Annotated in this window: 25 protein-coding genes; 13 read left to right on the top strand and 12 right to left on the bottom strand. The window is 54.4% G+C overall.

What is annotated here, in order from left to right; all coding sequences use genetic code 11:
• The 4 genes from H6G53_RS18215 to H6G53_RS18200 form a co-directional block, all read left to right on the top strand.
• The coding region (locus H6G53_RS18215) for a hypothetical protein (protein ID WP_206754514.1) at positions 1-291 on the top strand (291 nt) is incomplete at its 5' end.
• Positions 292-583: 292 nt separating this feature from the next.
• The gene (locus H6G53_RS18210) at positions 584-3688 is read left to right on the top strand and encodes a BPTD_3080 family restriction endonuclease (protein ID WP_190535486.1); all 3105 of its coding nucleotides are present in this window, start codon (positions 584-586) and stop codon (positions 3686-3688) included.
• A 24-nt stretch (positions 3689-3712) separates the two neighbouring features.
• Complete coding sequence (locus H6G53_RS18205) at positions 3713-4351, top strand: Uma2 family endonuclease (protein WP_190535483.1); 639 nt, start codon at positions 3713-3715, stop codon at positions 4349-4351.
• Positions 4352-4407: 56 nt separating this feature from the next.
• On the top strand, positions 4408-7155 hold the full coding sequence (locus H6G53_RS18200; RefSeq protein WP_190535480.1) for a site-specific DNA-methyltransferase: 2748 nt from the start codon (positions 4408-4410) through the stop codon (positions 7153-7155).
• A 281-nt stretch (positions 7156-7436) separates the two neighbouring features.
• On the opposite strand, the gene H6G53_RS18195 is transcribed toward H6G53_RS18200, so the two are convergent.
• A complete protein-coding gene (locus H6G53_RS18195; RefSeq protein ID WP_190535477.1) occupies positions 7437-7790 on the bottom strand; it encodes a hypothetical protein in 354 nt (117 codons plus the stop codon).
• Positions 7791-8163: 373 nt separating this feature from the next.
• Between H6G53_RS18195 and H6G53_RS18190 the strand changes: the two genes are divergently transcribed.
• The 3 genes from H6G53_RS18190 to H6G53_RS18180 all read left to right on the top strand — a co-directional run bounded on the left by H6G53_RS18190 (position 8164) and on the right by H6G53_RS18180 (position 9533).
• On the top strand, positions 8164-8619 hold the full coding sequence (locus H6G53_RS18190; protein ID WP_190535475.1) for an SWIM zinc finger family protein: 456 nt from the start codon (positions 8164-8166) through the stop codon (positions 8617-8619).
• Between the two features lie 64 nt (positions 8620-8683).
• On the top strand, positions 8684-9118 hold the full coding sequence (locus tag H6G53_RS18185) for a hypothetical protein (RefSeq protein WP_190535472.1): 435 nt from the start codon (positions 8684-8686) through the stop codon (positions 9116-9118).
• Positions 9119-9308: 190 nt separating this feature from the next.
• A complete protein-coding gene (locus H6G53_RS18180; protein WP_190535469.1) occupies positions 9309-9533 on the top strand; it encodes a hypothetical protein in 225 nt (74 codons plus the stop codon).
• A gap of 679 nt (positions 9534-10212) precedes the next feature.
• On the opposite strand, the gene H6G53_RS18175 is transcribed toward H6G53_RS18180, so the two are convergent.
• From H6G53_RS18175 to H6G53_RS18125, 11 genes are all read right to left on the bottom strand, one after another.
• The gene (locus H6G53_RS18175; RefSeq protein WP_190535467.1) at positions 10213-11580 is read right to left on the bottom strand and encodes a hypothetical protein; all 1368 of its coding nucleotides are present in this window, start codon (positions 11578-11580) and stop codon (positions 10213-10215) included.
• Entirely contained in the window at positions 11580-11942 is a 363-nt protein-coding gene (locus H6G53_RS18170) for a hypothetical protein (RefSeq protein WP_190535464.1), read from the bottom strand. Before H6G53_RS18170 ends, H6G53_RS18175 begins: the two co-directional genes overlap by 1 nt.
• Before the next feature lie 56 nt (positions 11943-11998).
• Complete coding sequence (locus H6G53_RS18165) at positions 11999-12400, bottom strand: hypothetical protein (RefSeq protein WP_190535461.1); 402 nt, start codon at positions 12398-12400, stop codon at positions 11999-12001.
• Positions 12401-12412: 12 nt separating this feature from the next.
• Positions 12413-12577: a hypothetical protein gene (locus H6G53_RS18160; protein ID WP_190535459.1), complete on the bottom strand. Its 165-nt coding sequence runs from the start codon at positions 12575-12577 to the stop codon at positions 12413-12415.
• Between the two features lie 5 nt (positions 12578-12582).
• Positions 12583-12843, bottom strand: a complete 261-nt coding sequence (locus H6G53_RS18155) for a hypothetical protein (RefSeq protein ID WP_190535456.1) — start codon at positions 12841-12843, stop codon at positions 12583-12585.
• A gap of 6 nt (positions 12844-12849) precedes the next feature.
• The gene (locus H6G53_RS18150) at positions 12850-13065 is read right to left on the bottom strand and encodes a hypothetical protein (protein WP_190535454.1); all 216 of its coding nucleotides are present in this window, start codon (positions 13063-13065) and stop codon (positions 12850-12852) included.
• Positions 13058-13222: a hypothetical protein gene (locus tag H6G53_RS18145; RefSeq protein ID WP_190535451.1), complete on the bottom strand. Its 165-nt coding sequence runs from the start codon at positions 13220-13222 to the stop codon at positions 13058-13060. The genes H6G53_RS18150 and H6G53_RS18145 overlap by 8 nt, the downstream gene beginning before the upstream one ends.
• On the bottom strand, positions 13222-13500 hold the full coding sequence (locus H6G53_RS18140) for a hypothetical protein (RefSeq protein WP_190535448.1): 279 nt from the start codon (positions 13498-13500) through the stop codon (positions 13222-13224). Before H6G53_RS18140 ends, H6G53_RS18145 begins: the two co-directional genes overlap by 1 nt.
• Entirely contained in the window at positions 13500-13658 is a 159-nt protein-coding gene (locus H6G53_RS18135) for a hypothetical protein (RefSeq protein WP_190535445.1), read from the bottom strand. The genes H6G53_RS18140 and H6G53_RS18135 overlap by 1 nt, the downstream gene beginning before the upstream one ends.
• Positions 13658-13885: a hypothetical protein gene (locus tag H6G53_RS18130; RefSeq protein WP_190535442.1), complete on the bottom strand. Its 228-nt coding sequence runs from the start codon at positions 13883-13885 to the stop codon at positions 13658-13660. Before H6G53_RS18130 ends, H6G53_RS18135 begins: the two co-directional genes overlap by 1 nt.
• Positions 13886-13986: 101 nt before the next feature.
• Positions 13987-14772, bottom strand: a complete 786-nt coding sequence (locus H6G53_RS18125) for a hypothetical protein (RefSeq protein ID WP_190535439.1) — start codon at positions 14770-14772, stop codon at positions 13987-13989.
• A 149-nt stretch (positions 14773-14921) separates the two neighbouring features.
• Between H6G53_RS18125 and H6G53_RS18120 the strand changes: the two genes are divergently transcribed.
• The 6 genes from H6G53_RS18120 to H6G53_RS18095 form a co-directional block, all read left to right on the top strand.
• Complete coding sequence (locus H6G53_RS18120) at positions 14922-15221, top strand: hypothetical protein (RefSeq protein WP_190535436.1); 300 nt, start codon at positions 14922-14924, stop codon at positions 15219-15221.
• Positions 15218-15460 (top strand): hypothetical protein, encoded by a 243-nt coding sequence (locus H6G53_RS18115; RefSeq protein WP_190535433.1) that lies wholly within the window; start codon positions 15218-15220, stop codon positions 15458-15460. Before H6G53_RS18120 ends, H6G53_RS18115 begins: the two co-directional genes overlap by 4 nt.
• Positions 15450-15689, top strand: coding sequence for a hypothetical protein (locus H6G53_RS18110; RefSeq protein WP_190535430.1), 240 nt, complete (start codon positions 15450-15452; stop codon positions 15687-15689). Before H6G53_RS18115 ends, H6G53_RS18110 begins: the two co-directional genes overlap by 11 nt.
• Before the next feature lie 231 nt (positions 15690-15920).
• Positions 15921-16124 carry a hypothetical protein gene (locus tag H6G53_RS18105; protein WP_190535428.1) on the top strand — a complete coding sequence of 68 codons (204 nt, stop codon included), beginning with the start codon at positions 15921-15923 and terminating at the stop codon, positions 16122-16124.
• Positions 16117-16503: a hypothetical protein gene (locus H6G53_RS18100; protein WP_190535425.1), complete on the top strand. Its 387-nt coding sequence runs from the start codon at positions 16117-16119 to the stop codon at positions 16501-16503. Before H6G53_RS18105 ends, H6G53_RS18100 begins: the two co-directional genes overlap by 8 nt.
• 862 nt (positions 16504-17365) lie before the next feature.
• Positions 17366-19824 (top strand): AAA family ATPase (locus H6G53_RS18095; RefSeq protein ID WP_190535422.1); only part of this gene is annotated, 2459 nt, incomplete at its 3' end.

The raw sequence follows: 19824 nt of genomic DNA, 5'->3' as shown, positions 1-19824 counted from the left end.
GGGGGGGGTGGCGATCGCACCTCTGAAAAGGGGGTAAATGTGCCAATTGGTGAGATTGCCCCAGACGCGATCGCCCCGGTGGTGGAAGCGTCCCAACCGATCGCCCCGTCATGGCCCCCGCAAGTTGGCGATCGGGTCTGGCATAGCTGCGAATGGGGGCCTCAGTACGTGGGCATCGTGCGTATCAATGCAGTGGTGACTGAGGGCGATCGCACAGTCTACCTGTTCCAACATGAGCAAAACGGCATGGGCGGGCGATCGGCGATCGGTAATCTCTCGCCATTGCCTTAACCGCGCCCCGATCGGCTAGCCGCTGCATGGGCAATCCAACCGGCGCACCCGATCAAGCAATCCCGCTAAACCCCCGCTAGATTATGGGGATTGTGGCTTATACGCAAACACGCATCCCACCGGAACGCGCGCGCGATCGCAGAAAACTAGGTATAAACTCTCCGATCTCTTTATTCCGTTGTTTTTTGGGCTTTTGGGGGGTAGGAGAGATCTGTGAATTAGCTATCAGGTGGGAGTGATGAATGGGAGCTTTTCAAGGCAAGATTAGTTAGAAAAATGCTTATGCCCGTCCATGCCCCGCCCTGTCATTATCGAAAATCCGGTGATCACGTCGGCTTTTGAAGAGCCGCAGCGCCATTTTCATTTTGATGATGAAGGGATCACAGGCGAGATTGCGCCTGAGCGCCGAAAAAGCCAATATTTCATCCCGATTCCGGCCCCAAGGCGCAAATCAGCTCAATTAGAGCTGGGAATTGAGGCGATTCAGGAAAAATCCCGGGAAAACGATCTGGTCAATCAGATTCGATCGCGCCTGACGTTGTGGCGACGGGATGGCTACCGGGGCGCTACTGCTACATCGCGACGGCTGCTAGAGCATTGGCAACGACCCGATCGCGATCGCCGCCTGTTTTTTTGTCAGATTGAGGCGCTGGAAACGCTGATCTACCTGACAGAAGTGGCCCGCGATGGCAATGAGCATTGGATTTTGGATCAGCTCAGGGCGGCGGCCGATAGCCATAACCCTGATTTGCTGCCTGCGTTGCGCATGGCCCTGAAGATGGCCACCGGCACGGGCAAAACGGTGGTGATGTCGATGATCGTGGCTTGGCAGGTGTTGAACAAGGCCGCCAACCCCCGACTGAGGCGCTACAGCGATGCGTTTTTGGTTGTGGCTCCTGGTCTGACGATTCGCGATCGCCTGCGGGTCTTGAACCCCAACGATTCAGGCAACTATTACCAAGCGCTGGATTTAGTGCCGATCGACCTGAGGCCCCAGCTTGATCGCGCCAAAATCGTGATCACCAACTACCACAGCTTCAAGTTGAAAGAGACGGCCGATCCACGCATGGAAAAGGCGGCCGCATTTACGAAGCGCACGGCGAATCCTGATGCAGAAGCCTTCAAGGAAACCCCAGACCAGATGGCGGCGCGAGTCTGTCGAGATTTTGGGAACAAGCGCCAAATCATTGTCCTGAACGATGAGGCCCACCACTGCTATCGCCCCAACCCCGATCGCGCCTCTCAGCAGAAGTACAAGGGCGATGATCTGACGGAAGCCAAGCGCAACAGTGAATCGGCCAGCCTGTGGATTTCTGGTTTGGAGGCTATCGCCCGCAAGGTGGGGATTGTGGCGATCTATGACCTATCGGCCACGCCGTTTTTTCTGAAGGGGTCGGGCTATCCCGAGGGCGATTTGTTCCCCTGGGTGGTGTCCGATTTTTCGCTGATTGAGGCGATCGAGAGTGGCATTGTCAAAATTCCCCGCGTGCCGATCGATGACGATCGCCAACGGGGGGAGCTGCCGATCTATCGCCACATTTGGCCCGTGGTGCGAGAAGCCTTGCCAAAAAAAGGGCGGGCCGCCAAAGAGTCACAGCAGGCGATCGAGGATCGGGCGATCGCGATCCCAAAAGAGCTAGAGGGGGCGCTGCGTAGCCTCTACAGCAACTACGAAAAGAGCTTTAAGGTTTGGGCTGATGATCCTGAGGCAATCGCCAACGGGCAAACGCCCCCGGTGTTCATTGTGGTGTGCAACAACACCACCGTTTCCAAGCTGGTCTATGACTTTGTGGCCGGGCGCGAAACGGGCAAAGTCACCCCCGCTGGCGAGCCGATTTTGGCCCCAGGGGAGCTGCCCCTATTCAGCAATGTGGCCGATGGGCGCTGGTCAGCCCGACCTAAAACCCTGCTGATTGATAGCGAGCAATTGGAATCGGGTGAGGGCCTGAGTCCCGATTTTCGGAAAATGGCGGCCGCCGAAATTGACGAATTCAAGGCGGAATATCGAGATCGGTTCCCCGGCTCCGATCCTGACAAGTTGACCGATGCTGACTTGCTACGCGAGGCCATGAACACCGTAGGCAAGGCGGGCAAGTTAGGCGAGCAAATCCGGTGTGTGGTGTCGGTTTCGATGCTGACAGAGGGGTGGGATGCCAACACCGTGACGCATATTTTGGGCGTGCGGGCCTTTGGATCGCAACTGCTGTGCGAGCAAGTGGTGGGGCGCGGTTTGCGACGGATTAGCTATGCGGTGGAACCCCGAACTATTACGGTCAATGATCACTCCATCACCTTTGATGGCTTTGCCCCAGAGTATGCAGAAGTCTATGGCGTGCCATTTGCCTTTATTCCCTGTGCGGCATCAGGTGTGCAACCGCCCACGATCAAGGCAGCGGTGCGGGTGCGAGCGCTGGACGATCGGGCCCATCTTGCCATTACCTTTCCCCGCGTGTTGGGCTATCGCCTGGAAAGCAGCCAAGTCGAGCTAACAGCCAGCCTGAAGGGGCGCTATGTCTTGAGTACGGGCGATATTCCCACATGGGTGGAAAATGCGCCGATCGTGGGGGAGTCAAGCATTCACCGGCTTGATGAGCTGAAGGAACGCCGGGAACAAGAGGTGGCGTTTTTGCTGGCTAAGTTGGTGCTAGAGCGCTACTACCGGGTGGATGGCAGCGAGAAGCGCGATCGCCCGGCCCAACACCAATTTGAGCCAGATGTGCAAGCGTGGCTGTTTCCCCAGATTTTGAGCATCACCAAACAATGGCTAGAACGGTGTTTGGAGTGCAAGGCCGGAACTTATCCGCAAATGCTGCTGTTGACCGAAAAGGCTTACAGCGCCTCAGATGCGATCTATCAGGCGATCATGCGGGGCGATCCAAACAAGTTTTTGAAGCCGATTTTGCCGCCGGATAACGTCATTGGCAGTACGCACGGGGTGGATTTTTTCACGACCCGATCAACCTATGCCACTCGTTTTGATAAATGCCATATTTCCCATATGGTGGCTGATACGGATAGCTGGGAACAAAAGATGGCATTTTTTTTAGAAACCCAGTGCGATGAAGTAATATGCTATGCCAAAAACCAGAATTTGGGGTTTTCAATTCCTTATGTTGATATTAATGGACGGCAACATAACTACATTCCTGATTTTTTGATCAAGTGGAATGATGGTGATGTCGAAAACCCATTGAATCTAATTTTGGAAGTTTCGGGAAAACCTGACTCTACAAAGCAGGATAAAACTCGCTATGCTCGCGAGTATTGGGTGACTGCTGTTAACCAGCATGGGGGATTTGGGCGATGGGCGTTTGTGGAAGTAATCGATCCCTACAATGTCACGCCTGAACGGTTGCGAAATGCGATCGCGGGCCGTCCAACTATTGCTATTCGTTAGCCCTGTCTGATAGGGAGTAAATTTATGATTGCGCTTTCTGATCAACATTATTTTTCCCCAGAAGAGTTTCTGGTGTGGGAAGCCCAGCAATCTGAGCGTTATGAATACTTTAATGGGCAAGCTTACGCGATGTCTGGGGGCACGTTGCCTCATAGTGCGATCGCGATTAACCTTGTGGCGCTCTTGCGTAATCATATGCGGCAAAAAAACTGCCGTCTCTATGGTAGTGATGCCAGGGTCTTTGTTAGCGAAAAGGGGCCATTTTTCTATCCAGACCTGGTAGTGACTTGTGATGCACGGGATTTTAATGCAATTCAGGGCTTGCGGCATCCCTGTCTAATTATTGAGGTCTTATCGCCATCAACACAGGCTTTTGATTGTTCTGAAAAGTTTCGGCAATATCGCAGGCTGGAATCATTGCAGGAGTATATTTTGATTGCGAGCGATCGCCCTGCAATTGATTGCTATTATCATCGAGAGTCAAAACGCTGGGATTTTGAAAGTTATAGTCCCCAGGATAATAATCTTGGTGATGTTGAATCTGATTCAGAATCAATGGATCTTTCAGAAATTATTGTGCCATTTAAGAGTTTAGATTTTAGTTGCAGCTTGGCAATGGTCTATGAGGATGTTGTTTTTGGTGCGAATACCAATCAGGTTTGAAGCTGGCTGACCATTTTGTGTGATTAAATCCCTCTCTAATTTCACTTTGAAATCCTATGCCTCATTCTAAAAAGACTAGAAGCAGTTCCGAAAAAATGACTCAAATAGATTATATTAAGCACGATGATACTCGTCTCAATATACCGACTCAAGAAAACCAAGTATTTGCTGTGAAAGAAGAACAAAAAAAGATTCGTTACCCCCGTGATACGGCGCTTGACCCACAGTTGGTTTGGAAAGGAAAAGATGAACAAGATGGGCAGGATTTAGAAGTTCTGGCCGTTCCAATTCATATCCAAGAACATATTGATTCTCATCACTTAATTGAAGAATTTCGGAAGAAATCAGACGATACGGAGTTGAGTGAAAATGCAGCACAGCTCGACTTATTCGCAACTGTTTTTCAAGGCGATTTAGATTTTGAAAAGAGAATTGAGTTTTATCAGCATGAAACAGACTGGACAAATCGCCTAATTTTGGGTGATTCATTGGTGGTGATGAATTCCCTAGCGGAAAAGGAACAGCTACGGGGCAAGGTGCAATGTATTTATATTGACCCGCCCTATGGGATTAAGTTTGGTTCTAATTGGCAGGTTTCAACGCGCAAACGGGATGTGAAGGATGGCAAGTTGGAAGAAACAACGCGCCAACCGGAACAAATTCGCGCGTTTCGGGATACTTGGGAACTGGGGATTCATTCCTATCTCAGCTATCTGCGTGATCGCCTGATGGTCGCGCGAGAATTGCTAACAGAAACAGGTAGTTGTTTTGTCCAAATTGGCGATGAGAATGTGCATCTTGTTCGTTGCTTAATGGATGAAGTTTTTGGTAGTGAAAATTTCCATGCGAATATAATTGTTAAAAAAACAAGTGGCTTAAGTAAAGGCGATTTGCCTAGAACCGTCGATTATATTCTTTGGTATAGTAAGAATGAAAAATTAAAGTATCACCAACTCTTTTACGATAAATCAGAAGAAGTCGCAAAAGATCCTCATTATCGCTCTAATACAGACGGAGAATTTGTTAGGCTTGGTGATTTGTCTGGGCCCTTCAATAATGTAAAATCTTGTCTGTTTGAATTTGATTTTCAGGGGAAATCTTATCAATATCCTAAAGGGAGACAGTGGAAGACTACTCTTTTGGGTATGACTCGTCTTGATAAGGCTGATCGAATTAGACCGTCAAAGGCGAGTCTTAATTACTTGCGCCGTCTGGATGATTTTTACGTGCGCATGGTTGATGATACTTGGTATGACATTAGTGGAGCAATTCAAAGTCGCTTAGACCCCAAGATTTACATAGTACAGACCTCAACTCAAGTAGTTGCCCGTTGTATTTTAATGACTACTGATCCAGGCGATTTAGTTCTAGATCCAACTTGCGGATCGGGAACTACTGCCTATGTGGCCGAACAGTGGGGGAGACGTTGGATCACGATCGATACCAGTCGCGTTGCGTTGGCATTGGCTCGCACGCGATTGATGACCGCTAAATATCCCTATTACCTGCTGAAAGATTCCCCTGAAGGCTTGGCAAAACTGGCTGATTTGACCGGCCAGCCGATCGCCCCGCAAGCCACCAAAAATGACATCAAAAAAGGCTTTGTTTATCGCACCGTTCCCCACATCACGCTCAAGTCGATCGCCAACAATGAAGCGATCGACACCATCCATGAAAAATGGCAAGCCAAACTAGACCCATGCCGCGCTGAAATCAACCGGCTGTTGGGGCAAAACTGGCAAGAGTGGGAGATTCCCCGCGAGACAGCAGAAACCTGGCCTGCTGCTGCCAAAAAACAGCACGCCCAATGGTGGGAATGGCGACGCAAGCGGCAACAGGAGATCGATGATTCGATCGCCCAACGCGCCGATCAAGAAACCCTCTATGACCAGCCCTATGAGGATAAAAAGCGGCTGCGCGTAACCGGCCCCTTCACGGTTGAAAGCCTTTCACCCCACCGGGTTCTCGATTCCGATGGCGAACGTCCCAAAACCGAACGGGCCGGGCAGGTCATGGCCAGCGATCAGTTTGAAACTCGGGTGATCGAGAACTTGAGCAGGGCTGGTGTGCAAAACACCAAGAAAGGCGAGCGCCTAGAGTTTGAAACCCTAGAGCCTTGCGCGTCGAAAGGTTGGATTCATGCCACCGGGACTTATCGCGATGGCGACGGCGATCACAAAACCGTGGCCGTCTTAATTGGCCCGGAATATGGAACCGTAGGGAGCGATCATATCAGAGAAGCCGCCAAAGAGGCCGTCAAGGGGTTTGGTTTTGATACGTTGGTTGTCTGTGCCTTTGCCTTTGATGCCAGCGTCACGGAAGAGTCGAAACGATATGGCAATCTCCAAATCCTAATCACACGGATCAATCCCGATCTGATGCTCGATGATGGGCTGCTGAAAAAAACCAGCGCTGCCAACCTGTTTGTGGTGTTTGGGGAGCCAGACCTATCGCTCGATCGCCTAGAGGATGGCCAATACACCGTTACGCTCAAGGGACTGGATATCTACGACCCAACCACTGGCCAAATCCGTAGCAGCACAACCGATGATATTGCCGCCTGGTTCATTGACACGCACTACAACGAAGAAAGCTTCTACGTTCGCCACGCCTACTTCACAGGAGCCGATCGACCCTACGAAAAGCTGCAAAAAACCCTGAAAGCAGAAATCGATCCCGAGGCCTGGGAAGTGCTCTATTCCACCACTAGCCGGCCGTTCCCCAAACCCAGCACGGGCAAAATCGCGGTCAAGGTGATTAACCACTATGGCGATGAAGTCCTGAAAGTCTACGACCTGAAATAGCCGGGAGCTGGGGAACTGGCCCCAGGCGATCGCCTAGTTCGGAATTGCTGGGGCATAGAGCTTGCGCCTGCCATCTTTCCCCACCACAACAAAACCACGGCTGGCCAAATAGCGGTCAGTTGATGCATGGCCAGCATCCTTAGCGGTTCTGGCAATGTTTTTGCTGCTGAGTCCTAGGCGATCGCACACCTCATCAATGGTTAGCCGTGTAGCGGTGTTGGCCGTGGCGATCGGTGTTGCTGGGGAGCTGGGTTCTGGGGGAGCTGGGGCGATCGGTTGGGCTAGGCCGCGATCGCCCCGTCTGACTTTTCCAGCGCTTCGATCCTTTCCAGCACGGGGGCCATCGCCTGTGCGATCGCGTTTTGCACGGTCTCAGCAGCCAGGGCCGCCACGTCAGGGTCGGGGGCCGCCGGGGGAGCTGCTACCACCTGCGCGATCGCCCCTTGACCCGATCGGTTGGCGATCGCTTCTCGCAAAGCCAGTGGGCAATCAGCCAGGGCCCGATCGTCACCAGCTAACCAGTAAGCAAGGGCCTCGATCGCCCCAGCCACCGATGCCCCGCTTTCTGAGGCGATCGCCTGGAGATGTTCGATTGCGTCTTGCTCTAGCCGTGCGTTGTATTGCTTCTTAGCCATTGTTATTAGCGTTCTGTATATCAAATTGCTAGCAGTGTAGCTTGAGTGCTAGCAATTTGTCTATACAGTTGTCTGTCAGCATTGTTATACGAATAAATATACGTTGTACTATACAATTGTGCGTTGTTTCATATCGTTTCTAGCGTTTTGTATATCAAATTGCTAGCAGCGCAATCTAGATACTAGCACTCTGTCTATACGATTGTCTATCAATATTGCTTATACAAATAGCTATACGTTGCGCTATATCGTAATTGATTGGGTGTTGACTGATGTATATACAGTTAGCTACATTGTTTACATACAGACAACAACACCCCACCACTGATTGAGACCGGGGGCGGGGTGTTGGAACCAACAAAGGTCTAAAGCCATGTTAACCGCATTCAGCCCCGTCTACTTCGCTCAAAAGTCTTTGGCTGCTGCATTGCTTGGAACCACCCCGCGCAAGATCGAATCGATCGAGACGGTTGGGGATTATGCCCTGGTGTTGGAATCGGGCGCGGTCTACCCGGTGGCAATCCCCTTAGACGAACTGGAAACGGAACACGATCGGCAACGGCGCGATCGGGGGCAAGCGCTCACGGTGGAAGCGGCCCCCGATGGTTGGGATGTGACCGGGGGTGATGAACCGCATTACGTGTTCCCCGATCCTGATAGCGAGTACCTGGCCTGCGATTGCCACGATTTTGGCAAGCAATCGGAACTGGGGCGCGATCGTCCCTACTGCAAACATGTTGCGGCTGTGGAATTGAGCGATCGTAAGCGTTTGGATGACTTGGCAGCGATTGCTGCTGGTGAACTGGCTAAGGCCGATCTGGGCTGGTAACCACGCCCCAGGGCCGGCCGCTCGGCCCCTGCCTGCAATCAATCCACACCTACCCGATCGACCCATGCAATCCTTAACCACCGCAACGATTAAATACCCCGCCGGTCGCGTGTTCGATGGCCAGTACGGCCCAAGCTGCAATGTCCTGGTAACCATGCCCGATGGGCGTGAGCAAAAAATCTGGGGCAAGCCGGATGAGCTGCAATCGTACCGCCGGGGTGACTCGATCGCATTGCTACAGGACGCTAAGGGCAAGTTCAAACCCGTGGCGATCACCCAACAGCCCCAACCGGTGAACCACCCCGTGCCCCAGGCAGCGCCCCCCAAGCCAGAACTTGATAAGCAGGCGATCGCAGACTTTGTGACCCAGCAAGCCAAGCTCTATAGCTACTGCTACCAGCAAGCACGATCGGCTATGCCCCCTGATGCGCCTGATGCTGCTGTCCAAGCGGCCGCTAGCAGCGTGTATATCGCCACAGGACGCAAGTTCAACGTGTAATCTAGCGTGATGTATAGGCTATTGTATAAGCACTAGCCTATACGATTGTGTTGCACCGATAAGCAGGTTGTATAGCTAACTTGCTATACTTGTATTAACAAATGGCTATACATTACGCTACAGTATTTACATACAAACGGGTTGAGCCAACCGCTACACGGATCCCCACCTACCACAACGCCACAGCCCCATGGAAACCACCACAGCACTCGATCGCCGCAACATGATCCGTTCCCACCTGGCGATCACCCCCCGTCCCAAAATTGACGATGAATCGATCGAGCAATTGCAGGTGATCCTTCACCGGGCCAAAGAGTTGGGCGATGAGGCGTTTTTGATTCAGACGATCGCCCAATGCAGCGGGGCGCTTGCTGAACTACACGCGCAGCGGGCACGGGCGGCCCAACCCCAATAGACCGATCGGGGCGGGGTGTGGTGTGACAGCCGAAACCCGCCCCCCGTCAGGGGCCTAAGATTGAATGCAAGATTACCGTAATAAAGTTGCATTGAGAGAAACGCTGAAACCCAAGCCCCGCAACGGTTAGACCGTAATTAACCCCATGCAGCAAAAATAATCACCCCTTTGTTGAGAACGACCCCCCTACAGTTGACAGCGCCCTATGGAAAGCTCGATCGCTCCAAAAAACGTCCGCTGTGACAGTGACCGGCTCCACAGCACGGCAGCATGATCACGCGATACCTAGGGGCCGCGTGTTTAGTCACTGCGCGGCCCATGTTCGATCCTTAAGGGCCGAACACGGTCAATTTCATTTCCGGCTAGTCAGAAACGAAATTGGCTGCAAAATTTACGCGCCTCAGCCGGAGTCCGCCGGGGCGGGGGAGTGATCGTTTTGGGAAGTCGCAATAGGTTCGGGAACGATTTGCGTAAGCTAGCCCCCTGGTAAAACTTGGTGCAAAGATTTGCGCAAAGGTTTTCTAACAAAAACCGCGCCCCTGGGGCTAGGGCGCGTTTGTGGTTTTTTTAGTAAATCTGTACCGTCTATCGGGGGCTGCGATTACCGTCTACCGGCCGTCTACTGTCTACCGCTGTCTACCCTTACAGAGCGGGCGATAGACGCGGGTAGACAGTCTCCTTAGTCGCGCTTTAGGGCAGTGAATCGGGCTGATTGGCCGTCACCGTCTACCACCCCCAAACCGACCGCTTGCGCTATCAAAAAAAGCTCTCGGATTGCTTCAGGGGAAATTGCCTTGAACTTGCGGCTAGAGCGCTTGCAATCAGCAGCCGTGATACTGCCATTTTTGCGGGCGATTTCTACCAATAAATTGATCAATTCTTGCTGACCGGCTGATGGCTCGATCGCTTCATCTTGGATCGTTTCATGCCCAACTTCGATCGCGCTATCCCAGCACCTTGCCAGCAGCTCCCGATCGTCCTGGTGTTGCACTGGGGCGATCGCCGTTGGCATTGGGCCGGGGGGCAATGCTCCGAAGCTGGGCACGATAGCCGGTTGATCTTCCACCAAACACGGGCGGCCCTGGCTGGCAACCCATGCCGCAACGTCTGGGGCAAGTGTCTTTGCATGGGCGATCGCAGTCTTGCCCAATCGGACGTAAACCAAATTTGACCGGGCGGCCCCTTGCCCCTTGATATCCAGACTTTCCACTTGGTCATCCTGGGGCAAGGCAATCACGCGCAATCGCACCTTACGCGCTTCTCTCAGCAGTGGTAGCAGGTAGGTTTTAGCGAGTTTTGGCACTTCTCCCAACGTTGCCAGGATTTCATCCCACACCAGATTCACCATGGGGCCCGGGTCATCACCATTGGATAGCAGTTCATAGCGGCGATCCATCTCAGCATGGATCGCCTTGACCACGGCCACGGCCGTCACCTTGCCAGCCCTACCCGTAAGCAGGGATTGGAAATCGGCCGGCTCATCATCCAACGTTCCGTAGTTTCGCCCCCCGCAATAGACCCGATCGCCCAATGCTGCAAAATCTCCTGGCTTTTTATGGGGTGCGATCGCGATTGTGATGCCCCCAAGCATGGTGCATAGGATTTCAGCCAGCGTTGATTTACCGCTACCCGTTGGGCCAACGATTGCCAGGTGCGCGTAGATATCTGGCTGGCTGTTGAACAGATTCCAGTCGAATTGTTCGAGTGCTTCCAACGGGCCGCTGGTGGCCGCAGGCAGAGCGCTCGCTTGCTGCAATTGGGCGGGCGATAGGGATTGCTGGTAGGCACGGATCACCGCTTCCATTGCCACGCGATCGGCTGATTCTGCCAACTGGCCACCCAACCGGGCGCGGCGATCGAGAGCCTGCGCGTAAACCCCGGCCCCTAAGGCCCCGGCTCCCAACACTGCCTGACTGAGGGGGTGTTTCGCGTAGGCCGCGGCCGTGACTGCCAAACAGCCCCCGGCGATCGCGCCCCAGGTCTTGACGCGATCGATCATCAGCCGATCGCGGTTGCCTGCTACCAAACCCGTGATGTCTTGCATCATCACCCCTCACCCCCAAAACCGATCGCCATCGATGCACCGATCACCCCAAACAGGGCATAAGCCAGGGCGATCCAACAGCCCCGCCGATCGGCCCTCCACAGGAAACCCAGACCTATCGCGCAAGCCAGGGCCGCGATCAACACCAGGGCGATCGCTTCCGGCCCCCATTGGACGCACCGGCCGATCGTCCCAGTGATGAGGCCACCCCCTACGCTCACCAGCAACCGGGCCGCGGCCTGTGCGATCGACCGGGGGGCAAGCCAATCGAATGGCCCTGGTATTTGGGATAGGAGTGATCGGGGCTGCTGTGGCTGCTGTTGGGGGCGCTGGTGTTGCGGGATGTTGATGTTGATGGGCTGCATAAAAACTCCAAACCCCGCGCGGGGCGGGGTGGCTAGGGTTTACTTGGGGCGGTGGTTTAGCCGTTGCTGATGGTGGCGACAGCTAGGTCAATGCCAGCGATTTCAGCTAGGGTCGTGATCCGCTTGGCTGTTGCCTTCAGGGCGCGATCTTCGGTTTCGAGTGCGGCCCTGATGTCAGGGTGTGCCCCTCGCCATTCAGGGGTCTGGCTGTTGAATCGATCGGTATCTGCCAGCAAGGCCATGGCCCGGCTGTGATATTCCGGTAGCAGGGTCTCAAGCTCACGACGGGCGATCGCTTGCTCACGGACGGATTGGATCGAGGCGATCAATTGCCCGCCGATCGCGTTGCGGGGGTGCGCTGGGTTAGCAGCCATGTCGCTGGCGATTTTGCGCTCGACTGCTGTGGTCATGGCTTCCACCGAAAAATGGCGCTTGAGAAACTTACGGATGCCGAACATTGCTGATTGCTCCTATTGGTTGCGGCTAAAAACCAAAGCGGTTCCGGCAATCGCAGCCGTGACGGTGGCCGCCTGTTTGGCCTTGTCAACGTCCCCGCTGGTATGGAGGGCGATCGTTGCGATCGATCCAGCAAGGATCAACCCGGTTGCGATCGCGTGAGGCCTAAGGCTGTTCATGGTTACTACTTCCAACCGAGCTTGGACTTGAGGGCGGCGGCCCGGTCTTCTGTCAGCTCGGGTTCACGCGCTTCGTTGATGAGGTTTTTATCTGAAGCGGCCCGCCAAATCACATCCCGTGCTTTTGCGGCGTTGCCAGACTCGATCGCCTGGTCATGCTTTTGGCGTTGATGTTCCTGATAGCGATCGCTGGTCATTCCAGCTTCAGTTAAAAATTCGTTCAGTTCGCTGTCAGTCAACAGGCGGCCGTTATTGTTAGCGGTCATCTTTCATCACTCCCAATCACTGATGGTTAGTGGCTGTTCCCAGTCATCTGGGGTCGTTTCTTGGGGCTTGCGCTTGGCAGCTCGTTTAGCCTTGCGCTTGGCTGATTCGATATTCTGTTGAGCCTTGGCCACCTTGCGATCGGCTGCTTTAAGCCGTCGCTTGTAGGCTTGCTCGATCGCCCGTGATTCGTCTGGTGTAGGGCGAAATAGGCGCTCAAACATCGCGGCTCACAATCTCAGCAGTGGTGGCGATGGTTGCCAACACGGCGGCTGTTTGGGCCATGCCCTTCAGTTGGCTGTTGTCTGGGGCTTGGCCTGAGATGACGATGGAGGCCGCCCCGATGAGCAAGTGGACTGCTACCCGATCGGTGCGTGGCATCAGCTACCCTCCTGGCAATAGCGAGCCTTATCCTGTTGGGCTTGCTGCAATCCCTGCTGGGCTTGCTGGGCTTGCTGTTTCGCCTGGAGCAATTGCCAGTCCCGATGGCCCATGGCGATCGAGTAACCCAGTAGCGCCGTCAGGAAACAGGCAACGGGCAAAACAAACGGGGGGGCTTTTGGAGCCGGGGGCGGCGGTGGCGATTGGAGCGATACCGGCATCCATGCCACGCGATCGGTTAGCTCAGGGTGAGGGCGGTGTTGTTGCTGTTGGTGCATCACCGATCACCCCCGTTGCACCAATCGCGGCGATCGCAACCCCGGCGCACTTCCAACCGTTGCACCCAACCGCGCCGGCCCGTGCATCGCATCCAATCGAGTACCTGGGGCAATTCCTGGGGCTGGCAAGCCAGGGCTAGGCAGATTGCAAAATCCATTACGCCTCACCCCCGTTTTGCGATTCACGACGCTTGCGGTTGATCGCGGCGATCGCCTCTCTCTCTGCCTGACGATCGCGCTCTTGGCCAGTTGCCAGCCTTGCGTTAGCCGTTGCGGCCCGGCTGGCTTGCGCGGGGGATAGCCCCGATCGGCGGGCTGCTGTTTCGGCCTGGTCACGGGCAATGTCAAACGATTCCCGATCGCCACGGGATTGGAATAGAATCACGTCAGAATCCTTTTAGAACTAGGGTTTCAACCGAGCCGGTTAGGAGTACCAGTCCTGACCGGCTCACTTGTTTTTTGGGAGTAACCCCAAGAGCCACCGCTTCAGGCGACTGAGGATCGATCGCCGGGGGGCTGGCCTTGTCCCATAACGGCTTGCAAGTTTCCCCCCAACACTTGGGCCAATCCGTTGGAAAGCTCATGCTCGTAAACGGCGGCCGCCTGCGCGACGTGCGATCGAGCCAACCGGCGCATAGCTTGGGCCAATCCCGCGCCCCCGGTGTTGAGCGTGGTGGCGATGTCCAATTGGGCCTGGCTGATTCCTTCCCAATCAGCCTCCACCCCTTCATCGATATTGCGAACCCAGTCGCCATCGATTGCGATCGCTGCTGATTGCGAGGGCACGATTGCCAACGCCCCGGCCGATTCCCAAGGGGCGATCGGCTCAACTTCCGGGGCGATCGCTTCATTCCCGATCACCTCATCAGCGTCATCGATGGCGTTTTCGATCCGCACACGCTCAATCCAGCGGGCGATCGCTTCCACATCACCAGCAATCAGCGCAAAGGTTCTCAGCAGTTCAAAGCCAGCAGGCGAAACGCGGGCGATCGGGTTGCCAGCCTTGGTATATCCAACGATTGCGATCGGCTCGATCGTGGTGTCTTGGCAAGCCTCCAACACGCGCGGCCACCAGCGCTTGCGCAAGGTTGATTCGTTGGCATTCAGGAGCCGGGCGGCTTCAGCAAAACTGATTGGCTCATCAACGGACGGGGTAGCATCCTGCATTGCGTCCGTGGTCAGTCCGGTTGCTGTCTGGGGTGCGTCCGGTTGGCTGTCCAGTGCCGTGGTCTCGATCGGCTCAAAGTCTTGCGGGTCAATGTACTTGGCCATATTCCTTAGTTTTGTCCTGTTTTAGTCCGGTTTCTGTCCTGATATTGTCCCGAGACGCGCTAATCTGTCAAGTATCAACAGACAAAAAGTTTCGATTTTGTCTCAGAGAGGGCACAATGGAAGGCAGAAAACCTTACAGAGTCGAGACCATGCCTCGGAAAGCTGAACAGCGGCTCACCATCCCTAGCCTGGGTGAGTGGTATGGCGATTTGCTGGCTGTCGATGCGGCGATCAACGCTCGAACCGCTGGACAGCAGGCCCAATCGCTGCTTTGCGGCAAATTGCAAGAGCGTGAAGGCAAAATCAGGGAACGGGTGGCCTACTTCGCAGCCAAGCGCGGGCTAACCCCTGATGAGATGTGGAAAGCTTTAGCTACAGGGAAATACGCCCCTATTACCCCTGATGAGTGGGCGGGGCTGGATACCGATGAAGGGAGCGATCGCCCATGACTACCCACACCAAAACACCTACCCCGTTACCCACAGCAACACAGACTCGCGACATCGCTTATTGCATGGATGCGCTGATTCCTGGCTTCTATGCGTGGTGGGGAAATACTGTGCTGAGAATTGGTGGATGCGAGGCTGAAACCACCTATCCCGGAACGATTCACGACTTTTGGGGCGTGGCGATTGTCTTACCCGGCTATCGAATTTTCACGACTTATCAAGGGAGCTATGACCCTTGATAAGCATGAGCTACAGGGAATTGGACGGATCGAACGTCGCACCATGCCCCGCTCTGAGTTTGAAACTCTGTTGGCTGATCACGGTTACTACCGCACAGGATCAGCCCCCGCCAATGGGGGAAGACTCAAAGTTTGGTACGGTCACGCCACCTACGACCCGATCGAATCCATCCATAGCGGTGATGGTCGGATCGTGATCACGGCATATCACCCCGGCCCAAGCCTTTGAACCCCTCCAAACACAGATCACCGGACTGCAAACCGAAATGCGGCGGGTGATCGAAATTTTGGGTGATCGCCCATGGCCATTTAGGTAGCCGCGCGCGTCCTCGCATTGCTCTAACCTCCAAAGCCAACAGCCATAACCTATCTATCCTCCACTTAGCGGTTGTTAACTTTGGTCAAACGAAATTTCATGGGTCAATAAATCTCATTACCCCCTACTAATGAGGAGTGACTCATGACAGACAATCAATTCCATGACGATCAAAAGTTCGATGTCCACAGCGCCGCAAGCCTCAAGCACTGCCTGCAAATCGGCAAGCGGATATCAAAACGGTTGCTTGACGTGAAAGGCCCAACCGACAAGGGGCCGTTACCTTATCAGTGCTTCTTTGAAGGGCCGCAAACCAGCTTTGCAGAAAGGGATAGAGATGATGGATAGCCCAGTCTTGATTCAGTACACCGTGACCTTTGACCATGCCGACTCATTACCGCTAGATGTCCAAAGTACATTGCAGCTACATGGCTCGTTTTGCCCGATCGTTCATCAGTCATGGTCTTTTGCTCCAGACAATCGAGACGCGATCGCACCGGGCTATCGATTCCCTGTGTTCCGGGGTGATGGTTTTGAAATTGAGGGGCGGCGTGGTGATTGGGTTGTCACCGATTCACGCACCTATATCCCTCAATCGGTCGGTTTTGAAATCGAGAACCCCTATCAGGCGATCGTGATCTGCACCGTGGAATATCAGCCCATCCCGCAGCACTCACAACGCTGGGCAGCCGCTAACATTGTTGAACCCGTCCTAGAACCGGCTTAGAAGCGATCGCCCATGAACCGTTTTGCCCTACCCCTACTAGTCCTGGGGTTGCTGCTCACAGTGACCGCCCCGGCCCTGGCAACCATCGCGACGGGCCAACCCCATAACGGTTATTACTGGCTTTTGGCAGATAACAACCGATGGCAGTGCCGATCAGTCTCAGACAACAAAATTCAGCCGCATCAAAAATGCATCGATGCTGGGGCGGTTAAGCCCAAAGTCTGATCAAAAAACGCGCTAAAAAACGGTATTTTTGGCGCGTTTCAAGTCGATGGAATCCTTACCCGATCGGGGCTTGGGTAAAATAAGCTATGATCCTTTTAGTCCGACGAGGGGCAAGCCCAAAGCGTCATCATGACTCGCAAAAAACTCTGCTTTCGTATTCCCGAACCGCTGCGATTAGCGTTAATTGATCGCAGTAAAACGATGGGTGCAAATCGATCACAGGTAATCCTAATTGCCCTCGAAAACTACCTGAATAAACAAGCAAAAACCCCGGCAGCATAAGGCTTCCGGGGCTTTCGTAGTTTCAAATTTAAACCGCTTTCTCTGCTTTCAAAAACGTTCAGGTCGCCAAACTAGACACGTTTTTAAAGCCCTGAGAAATTAGCTACCCGCGCCCTAGAGCGCAAGGATTTGGCACATGCGTAGCACCACTATAGCAGATTCCCATATCGGGTATACGATATCAAGGATTTCCTCTGAAACCCAATCACCACAACGATTTCAGGACGAATCTACCCCTAATTATAGCGCAATCCCACAATCCCCGAAATCTAGCGCGGGATTAGCGGGTTTTAGCTCTGCGTAGGCAATGCGATCGCTCTTCCAATCCATCGCAAACCTACCTAGAGCCAAGATCATGCAATCCCTGGAAACCTTTGATATCCGCAAGTTTACCGATCGCCTAGAGCCTGCCAAGGGTAAGGATCGTTATATTTGCCCTGCCTGCAACGGCAACAACTTGACGATCGACCCCAAAGACGGGGCCTATCAGTGCTGGAATGGTTGCACCACAGAAGAGATCCGAGAGGCGATCCGCCCCTTCAAGGAAGCCTTGGCAGAGTCCGGGGGCAATCGGGTGGACTATCGCAAATCAGCCCCACCCCGCCCCCCACAGCGGGCGAAAAACGATAAGAACGGTAAGCCCCTACCCGCAACGCTGCCTGATGCGATCACCCTGGTAGCAGCCAGGGGAACCCAAGCCCCCCGATTCACGGCCACCGACTACCACGGTTGGCAGCGGGAACAGGTCTACCAGTACGGCCCCGATTTGCGGGTGGTTCGGTACGAGCGGGATGATCCGGCCAAACCCAAGGGACGCGAAAAAACCTTTCGGCAATGGCATCAGAGTGAAGGGCGTTGGGTGATGGGCAAGGGCGATCGCCCATGGCCGGCCTACCGGATTGATGATGCGATCGCGGGGGCCCAATCCGATCGCACCAAGAACGCGATCGTGGTGGTGGAAGGCGAGCAATGCGTTGATTGCCTACGCGATCGGGCTGGCTTGGCAGCAATCACCCTGCAAGGCAGCGAGTGGGGCACGGCCGTAAAGGCGTTGGCAGAGCGCTTGGCAAGCGAGGGGCTGATGACGATCGTCATCCCTGACAACGATCGCACGGGGCATAGCAAGGCCGAGGGGCTGGCCCAATCCTTTGCAGCCGATCGCGTCCCCTGCCTGGTGATCGATCCGCTGGCAATTTGCCCCGATTTAGCCGATAAGGGGGATGTTGTTGACATCTTCGATCGCATGAGCGTGCCTGACTTCATCCAGCGCCTGGAGGCCGAAATCCACCGCGCGGCCGATGCCCAGCGCCGGGCCGCGGTGGAGAACGATCCGGTCTACCAGTTGCGCTTGGCCGTGGCCGATTACTTGGCTGAAACCGACACCTACGCCAAAGTGCTAAAGGCCAGGGATATTTGCTGGAGTCATAACCTATCCAAGCAAGATTTCAGCAGGCTTACCGATGATTCGTTGGCAGCGCAACGGCGATCGGCCGAACCGCCCCGGCTGCTGTCGTTGGCAGAGCTAAACGCGATGGAAACCGCGGCCGCTAGCTACCTGGTAGACGGTTGGATCGGCACTCGATCGAGCAGCCTGATTAGCGGGATGCCGGGTTGCGGCAAAACCCTGCTAGCGCTCGATTTGGCTTATGGCGTTGCCACCGGGGGCACGTTCTTGGGGGCGCAATGCCGGAAAGGTAAGGTGCTGATTATTTGCCCTGACATGCGCTTGCAGCAAACCCGTAGCTATCTAGACCGTCGCGACTTCAGGGATAACGATCCCGTGATGGTAATCGATACCGACGATGGCAAGTGGACGCTCAAGGATCTAACCACCTTGGAAGGCTGGCTCATGCACTTCCAGCCCGACCTGGTGATCCTTGACAGCGTTCGCGCCCTGGTCTGCAACCAACTTGCGATCGAAGAAAAATCCACCGAAGCGGGGGCTGTTATACAGCAGGTCAGTGGGTTGATTGCTCGTTACGGGGGCGCGTCGATCTGGATTCACCATGACTCCAAAAACACAGAAAACAAGGGCGTAGGGAAGGCCGCAGGCAGCACGGCGATCACCGCATTGGTTGATCAGGTGATGCACCTTGCCAAGTCCAGTGACCACCCCAAGGCAGTCGATCGCCATCTCGCGATCCATAAGTCTCGATTCACCGAACCGGGGGTATGGGAAATCGAGCTAGACCCTGAGAACAATAGCTTTATCTACCGTGGCCAAGTTGGCGAGTCCCCAGAGGCGGCCCAACAGGATCAGTCCTGCAAAGACGTGATCTTGCAGCTCTTGCAGGAACGGCCGGGTACTTGGATCGAGGGGGCCGAAATTCGCGATCGAATGTCTGCATGGGAGAAGGGCACGATTTACCAAGCCTTGCATCGACTAACGAGCAAGCGCCTAATTGAATGCCGGCCTACCCCAGGGCCGCGCCGTGGCAAGTCCTATCGAGTGCCTGACGATCAACCTACATCAAGTGAGAGCGTGTGCCAGGATTTTGCACCCCCCCCCTCCCCCCATAGTGTTTCCCCTGTTTCGCCTGTCAACCATCCTCAATCTATTACTACACAAGGATTACAGACAGTTGACAACTTAGTTGACAGCATAGTTGACAACAACTTGACAACCACCCTGTCAACTACCCCTGTCAACTCGCTAGAATCTTTACCCTGCAATGCTTCTGACGTTAAGTTGACAGACTTGGCAGCAACACAGGGGGGGGGTGGCGATCGCACCTCTGAAAAGGGGGTAAATGTGCCAATTGGTGAGATTGCCCCAGACGCGATCGCCCCGGTGGTGGAAGCGTCCCAACCGAT

Origin of the sequence: Limnothrix sp. FACHB-406, assembly GCF_014698235.1 — a bacterium.
Classification (GTDB): Bacteria; Cyanobacteriota; Cyanobacteriia; order CACIAM-69d; family CACIAM-69d; genus CACIAM-69d.
Note: the sequence above shows the minus strand (reverse complement) of the source record. Positions and strands in the feature narration are given on the sequence as shown.